This window comes from Phaeovulum sp., assembly GCF_041596715.1.
Lineage (GTDB): Bacteria > Pseudomonadota > Alphaproteobacteria > Rhodobacterales > Rhodobacteraceae > UBA6213.
In genome coordinates this window covers 1-6845 of record NZ_JBFHIA010000171.1, presented here as the reverse complement: position 1 = coordinate 6845, position 6845 = coordinate 1, and the positions used below count along the sequence as shown (strand labels likewise).

Here is a 6845-nt window from a genome sequence, read left to right as displayed (position 1 = left end):
TCTTCGCCGTAAAGGTCTAGCAGCGCTTCGGCGGGTTGCAGAATGTCGGCCTCAACCTCTACCGCGCCCGCCTCGCGAAAGGCGGCAAGCAACCGTGCCCCGGCGGCGCGTGAAGCGGCCTTGGCAGCCATCAGCCGCGCCCCAGCAAGGCACGGACGGCAGCCACAAGGCCATCGCGCGGGGCTTCGGATTGCGCGGGTTGCGCCTTCCATTCCTCGTGGCTCGCCTCGGCGGCGATACGGGCACCAAGGGCAAGGTCTTTCAGTTGCACCACGCCCCGCGCGGCCTCGTCACCGCCTTGGATCACGGCTATGGGAGAGCCGCGTTTATCGGCATATTTCAACTGGTTGCCAAAGCTCTTGGGGTTGCCAAGGTAAACCTCGGCGCGGATTCCGGCGCGGCGCAACTCGTTCGCCATGCCAAGGTAATCGGCCATGCGGTCGCGGTCCATCACGGTCACGATCACCGGGCCCGGTGCCGCGCCGCCCAGCCGCCCCTTTTCGCGCAACGCCGCCAGCAGCCGATCGACGCCAATCGAGACACCGGTTGCGGGCACCTTTTGCCCGGTGAAGCGTTCCACCAACCCGTCATAGCGCCCGCCACCCGCGACCGAGCCGAACTGCCGCTTGCGGCCTTTTTCATCTAGGATTTCAAAGGTCAATTCGGCCTCGAACACCGGGCCGGTATAATAGCCCAAGCCACGCACCACCGAAGGGTCGATGATGATCCGGTCGGGCCCGTATCCTTGCGCGGCAAGCAATTCTGCGATGGCTTCAAGCTCTGCAACGCCTTCGAGGCCCACATCCGAGCCTGCCACCAGTTCACGCAGCCGCGCGCATGTCGCCGCGCCGCTGTCACGGCGTGCGGACATGAAGCCCATCACCACGTCAGCCTGTGCCGCGCCAAGGCCCGCGCCACGGGTAAAATCGCCCGACGCATCCATGCGGCCCGCGCCGATCAGGTCACGCACGCCGGCCTCGCCAAACTTGTCGAACTTGTCGATTGCGCGCAGCACGGTGCCGCGCTCGTCCTCGAAAGCGCCGGGGTTCGCGGGGTCTAGGATGCCTGCAACTTGCATCACCCCGTTCAGCACCTTGCGGTTGTTGACGCGGATCAGATAATCGCCGCGCGCAATGCCCACAGCCTCAAGCGCCTCGGCCAGCATGGCGCAGATTTCGGCATCGGCGGCCACTGAGGGCGCGCCAACTGTATCAGCATCGCATTGATAAAATTGGCGAAACCGCCCCGGACCCGGCTTTTCGTTGCGCCAGACAGGGCCCATCGCATAGCGGCGATAGGGCGAGGGAAGATCGTTGCGAAACTGTGCCGCGACCCGCGCCAATGGTGCCGTCAGATCATAGCGCAGCGCCAGCCAGTCACCGGCGCGGCTGGCGCCTTCTTCATCCTCTTGCCAGGCAAAGACACCTGCGTTGGGCCTGTCAACATCGGGCAGAAACTTGCCCAGCGCCTCGACCGTTTCCACAGCCGCAGTTTCCAGCGGGTCAAAGCCGTGAAGCTGGTAGACCTCTGCAATGGTATCGAGCATCGCTTTGCGCTCGGTTACATCGGCACCGAAGTAATCGCGGAACCCTTTTGGGGGTTCGGCGCGGGGGCGCCGTAGGGATGGGTCCTTGGCCATTGGCTCTGCCTCGCGTAAGCTCTGGCGCGGTCATACCGAAAGGCCGCAGGGCGGGCAAGCCGCGCGGGGGTACGAATGGAACGGATCGACAAGACCGAGGAACTGATCGCGCATTTGGCGCGCGTGGTCGATGACCTTTCCGAGATTGTTGCAAGGCAGGAATCGCAGATTGCGCGATTGGAGCGGCGGGTGGAAATGCTGAGCCAGCGCGAGGCCGAGCGCGAGTTGGAGGCGGGTGGCGGCATTCCATTGGCCGATCAACGCCCGCCACACTGGTAGCGCGTTGCGGCGGAGCGGGCCTTGGCTTGGTTGGCTGGTGCTGTGCTTTGCCACTGCGCAAGTGGGGTTTCTGGGCCTGATGGCGCTATGGCCCGCCGCGAACAGCCCGCAGGCGGCGTTACAGGTGGCAGAAGTGCGCGGCGATCTTTGGTTTCGCTCGGGCTTTGCGACACTGGCGACCATCGCGCTGCCACTACTGGCGCTGCATATGCTGGCGCTGCGCGGTTGGTTGGCGCGGCTATGCGCGGCGCTGGGGCTGGCCGCCACGGGGCTGCTGGGATGGTTGATGGCGGGTGAGGCGATGGCGCTGCTGCCGCTTTACGATGCGCCGCTGCAACTGGCGCGGGCGCTGATGGCGGCACGGCTGCAAAGCCTTGCGCTGGCGCTGCTTGCCTTGGGCGCGCTAATCGTGGCGGCGCGCGCAGACGCGCTGGCCTGAGTGGCTTGCGCGTGCGCGCTGGCGATGCAAGGGTTGCGCGGCACTTTGCCACCGAGTCTTTCCCTTGGCCCTTTTTCAATTTCCGCGCCTGCCCAAAGGCATACATTCTGGCACCTTCGCGCTGACGCTTGCGATAGGCATTGCGGGCGGGTTTGGCGCAAGCGCCGTGCATCTGCCGCTGCCGATGCTGCTTGGCCCGCTTCTGGCCGTTGCCGCCGCCGCGCTGGCGAGGCTGAAACCGTTTGGGCGGTTGCCGCAGTTTCCCAGCGGCTTGCGGCTTTTCTTCGTGCCCATCATCGGCGTGGCCATTGGTGGCAATTTCACGCCCGAGATCCTTGCAGAGGCGCGGCTTTGGTGGCCCTCGCTGGTGGCGCTTTGCCTGTTCATTCCCACCGCGCATGTGCTGGGCTACCGCGCGCTGAAAGCCACCAAGCGGCTGGACCCGATCACCGCGTTTTTCGGCACCGCGCCCGGTGGGCTGGTTGAAACCGTGCTGATGGGCGAAGAAGCGGGTGCCGATGCGGCGATGCTGACTATGCTGCAATTCCTGCGGCTGATCCTGACAATCATCGTGGTGCCCTTGGGCTTTACCATCGGCATCGGGCATGCGGTGGGTTCGGCGGGCGGTGCCTCGCTGGTGGCCGAGCATACGCTTGACGCTGCCGATTGGGGCTGGATTTTGGGCGCAGCGGCGCTGGGGCTTGTGCTAGGGCGCGCCTCGCGGCTTCCTGCGGGGATGATTACCGGGCCGATCATCGTATCGGCCGCCATGCATCTTTCGGGGCTAAGCGATGCCAGCCCGCCGATCTGGTCGATCATGGCCACGCAAATCGTGATCGGCACCTCGCTTGGTGTGCGCTTTGCAGGCATGCCGCTTGGCCACATGGTGCTCGCGCTGCGGCTAGCGGGGATGAACGTGTTGATCTCGATCACCCTTGCTGCGGTCTTTGCCTTCGCACTGGCAGACTTCGTGCATGAACCTGTAGCAGCGGTGTTTCTGGCCTTCGCACCGGGCGGACTGACCGAGATGTCGCTGATCGCGCTAAGCCTACAGATGAGCGTGATCTACGTGACCGCGCATCATGTGCTGAGGATAATGCTTGCGGTGGCAATCGCACGGGCCTTTGCCGGGCGGATCGTGCGCTAGATGTCTTCAACCATCGCCACGCCGGACAGCGCGCGCAGCGCACTGCGGATCTGCGGCGTCACCGGCAAGGGGCGCGCGGCAGAGTAGGTATACTCGCAGCCCCGTTCATAGTCGGTGATACGAAACTCGATCGGGCCACGTGTGCGGGTGCGCCCCTCAGCCTCGATTCGCCCGAACACCGCCGCCACAGAGGCCACCGCTTCGGGGGTTTCCAGAAAAAGGCGTAACCCGGAACTGCCCGCATCGACAGACACCGCCTCGACGGGTTGCACGGCGCGCGCCAGCAGCTTCAGCTTTTCGCCCTCTGCGGTTGCCTCAACCGTCATCACAACTGCCGAACCAATCTCGAGGTGGCTGCGCGCGGCTTCCAGCACATCGGAAAACAGCGTCGCCTCGCCAAGGCCCGTGGGGTCAGAGAAACTGACAAAGGCAAAACGGTTGCCGCGCGCCGATTTCTTTTCCTTTACCTGCGACACCATCCCCGCAATGCGCGCCATCTGCGGCCCGCGTTCGGCGGCGACGGTCAATTCTGCAAGGGTCTGCACACGGGCGCGGCGCAGCATCGGCATAAACTCATCTAGCGGGTGCCCCGAGAGGTAGAACCCGATCGCCTGATGTTCCTCGGAAAGCCGCTCTGCCGCCGGCCAGTCATCGACATCGGCCAACCGCGGGGGCGGCAGGTCTTCGCCCGCTTCGCCAAACAGCGATACCTGCGCCGACCCCTTCGCCTCGTGCGATGCAGCCGAAAACGCCGCAAGCGCGTCGAGGCTGGCAAAAACCCGGTGCCGGTTGGGATCAAGCACATCAAGCGCCCCGGCCCGCGCCAGCATTTCCATCGGCCGTTTGCCAACGCGCTTTAGGTCCACCCGGCGCGCGAAATCGACCAGATCGGCAAAGGGCTGCGCTCCGCGCGCCGCCACGATCAGCTTCATCGCCTCGACGCCCACGCCCTTCAGCGCACCCAGCGCATAGACCACCCGCCCGTCGCGCACATTGAACGTAGCCTCCGAGCGGTTGACGCAAGGGGGAACGGTTTCGATGCCCAGATGGTCCACCTCGCGCTGAAACACCGCAAGCTTGTCGGTCAGATGAATATCGCAGTTCATAACCGCAGCCATGAACTCGACCGGGTAATTGGCCTTCAGCCAAGCGGTCTGGTAACTGACCACCGCATAGGCCGCCGCGTGGCTTTTGTTAAAGCCGTAGTTCGCAAATTTTTCCAGCAGATCAAAGACTTCGCCTGCCTTCTTTTCGCTTACGCCATTGGCCAAGGAACCCTTGATGAACTTTGGCCGCTCCTTGGCCATTTCGGCCGCGATCTTCTTGCCCATGGCGCGGCGCAGCAGGTCGGCGCCGCCAAGCGAATAGCCCGCCATCACCTGCGCGATTTCCATCACCTGTTCCTGATAGACGATGATGCCCTGCGTTTCGGCAAGGATGTGGTCGATTGATGGGTGCAGGGATTCAAGCTGTTTCTGACCGTTCTTCACCTCGCAATAGGTGGGAATGTTCTCCATCGGGCCGGGCCGATATAGCGCCACCAGCGCCACGATATCCTCGATGCAGGTTGGGCGCATGCGGCGCAGCGCGTCCATCATGCCGGTGCTTTCAACCTGAAACACCGCCGTGGTGCGCGCCGTGGCGTAAAGCTCGTAGGTCTTGGGGTCATCCAGCGGGATATGCGCAATATCCACCACCACGCCGCGCTGCGCCAAAAGGTCAAGCGCGTTGCGGATAACGGTCAGGGTCTTCAGGCCCAGAAAGTCGAACTTCACCAAACCCGCGCTTTCAACCCATTTCATGTTGAACTGGGTTGCAGGCATGTCCGAGCGCGGGTCTTGATATAGCGGCACCAGCTCATCCAGCGGGCGATCCCCGATCACCACCCCCGCCGCGTGGGTCGAGGCGTTGCGCAAAAGCCCTTCCAGCTGCTGCGCATAGCCGAGCATCCGCCCGACCACCTCTTCGCGCGCCGCCTCGCGCAGGCGCGGCTCGTCCGCCAGCGCCTTCTCAATGGAAACCGGCTTGACGCCTTCGAGCGGGATCATCTTGGAAAGGCGATCAACCTGCATATAGGGCATCTGCAACACGCGGCCCACATCTCGCACCGCGGCTTTTGACAAAAGCGCACCGAAGGTGATGATCTGCCCGACCTTCTCGCGCCCATATTTGCGCTGCACGTAGTGGATCACCTCTTCACGGCGATCCATACAGAAGTCGATGTCAAAGTCAGGCATGCTGACCCGCTCGGGGTTCAGGAACCGTTCGAACAAGAGCTTGTAGCGCAAGGGATCCAGATCGGTGATGGTCAGCGCCCAAGCTACCAGACTGCCTGCGCCAGAACCACGCCCCGGCCCCACCGGAATACCCTGCGACTTGGCCCATTTTATGAAATCGGCCACGATCAGGAAATAACCGGGAAAGCCCATCTGCTCGATGATGCCAAGCTCAAAGTCCAGCCGCGCTTCGTAGTCCGCGACACTCGCGGCATGGGGCACCTCGCTCAGCCGCTTGGCCAACCCCTCGCGCGCCTGTCGCCGCAGCGCCTCGACCTCATCATCAGCGAAGCGCGGCAGGATCGGCGCGCGCTTGGCGGGCGCAAATGCACAGCGCCGGGCAATTTCGACCGTATTCGCCAGTGCCTCTGGCAGGTCGGCGAACAGCGCGCACATTTCCGCTTCGGATTTGAAATAGTGCTGCGGCGTCAGGCGTCTGCGCGGCTCCTGCTGATCGAGATAGGCACCCTCGGCGATGCACAGAAGCGCGTCATGCGCCTCATACATCTGGGTCTTGGGGAAATAGACATCGTTGCTGGCCACCAGCGGCAACCCAAGCTCGTAGGCCGTTTCGACAAAGGTCTGCTCGGTTGCACGCTCAGCCGCTGTCGGCGCGCCGCCCTCGCCGGGGTGGCGCTGCAATTCGATGTACAGCCTGCCCTCGTAAATCGCCGCCAATTGCTCGATCAGGGCGCGCGCGCGCGGCCCCTGCCCGGCCTGCACCAACTTGCCCACCGGCCCATCGGCCCCGCCCGTGAGGCAGATCAACCCCTCGCTATGCGCGGCAAGTTCGGCGCGCGTTACCTGCGGAGCTTGGCCAGCCTTATCGACATAAAGGCAGGAGCTGAGCTTCAAAAGGTTCAGATACCCCGCCTCGTTCTGCGCCAGCAGCACCAAAGGTGCCGGTGGCCGCGCCCTCTCGCTCGGTGCGGCCTCATCATAGCTCAGCGCGATCTGGCAGCCGATTATCGGCTGCACCCCCGCCGCCCGCGCCGTAACCGCGAACTCGAGGGCGGCAAACATCGCATTGGTATCGGTCAGCGCCACTGCGGGCATCGCCGCGGC

The 6845-nt window shown here is 64.0% G+C and carries 5 protein-coding genes; 3 read left to right on the top strand and 2 right to left on the bottom strand.

What is annotated here, in order from left to right:
• Nucleotides 1-130: 130 nt before the first annotated feature.
• Nucleotides 131-1639 (bottom strand): histidine--tRNA ligase, encoded by a 1509-nt coding sequence (hisS, locus tag ABY403_RS11725; RefSeq protein ID WP_372841000.1) that lies wholly within the window; start codon nucleotides 1637-1639, stop codon nucleotides 131-133.
• A 75-nt stretch (nucleotides 1640-1714) separates the two neighbouring features.
• Here hisS and ABY403_RS11720 point away from each other — a divergent pair, with 75 nt between their 5' ends.
• The 3 genes from ABY403_RS11720 to ABY403_RS11710 all read left to right on the top strand — a co-directional run bounded on the left by ABY403_RS11720 (nucleotide 1715) and on the right by ABY403_RS11710 (nucleotide 3504).
• Nucleotides 1715-1918 (top strand): SlyX family protein, encoded by a 204-nt coding sequence (locus ABY403_RS11720; protein WP_372840999.1) that lies wholly within the window; start codon nucleotides 1715-1717, stop codon nucleotides 1916-1918.
• Entirely contained in the window at nucleotides 1875-2357 is a 483-nt protein-coding gene (locus tag ABY403_RS11715; protein WP_372840998.1) for a hypothetical protein, read from the top strand. The genes ABY403_RS11720 and ABY403_RS11715 overlap by 44 nt, the downstream gene beginning before the upstream one ends.
• 64 nt (nucleotides 2358-2421) lie before the next feature.
• Entirely contained in the window at nucleotides 2422-3504 is a 1083-nt protein-coding gene (locus tag ABY403_RS11710; protein ID WP_372840997.1) for an AbrB family transcriptional regulator, read from the top strand.
• Here ABY403_RS11710 and dnaE read toward each other — a convergent pair.
• The coding region (gene dnaE, locus ABY403_RS11705; protein WP_372840996.1) for a DNA polymerase III subunit alpha at nucleotides 3501-6845 on the bottom strand (3345 nt) is incomplete at its 5' end. The two genes, ABY403_RS11710 and dnaE, sit on opposite strands and share 4 nt — an antisense overlap.

Bases quoted from the DNA above. Each gene is read 5' to 3' on its own strand.
- hisS (WP_372841000.1), bottom strand. From the start codon at position 1,639: ATGGCCAAGGACCCATCCCTACGGCGCCCCCGCGCCGAACCCCCAAAA.
- ABY403_RS11720 (WP_372840999.1), top strand. From the start codon at position 1,715: ATGGAACGGATCGACAAGACCGAGGAACTGATCGCGCATTTGGCGCGC.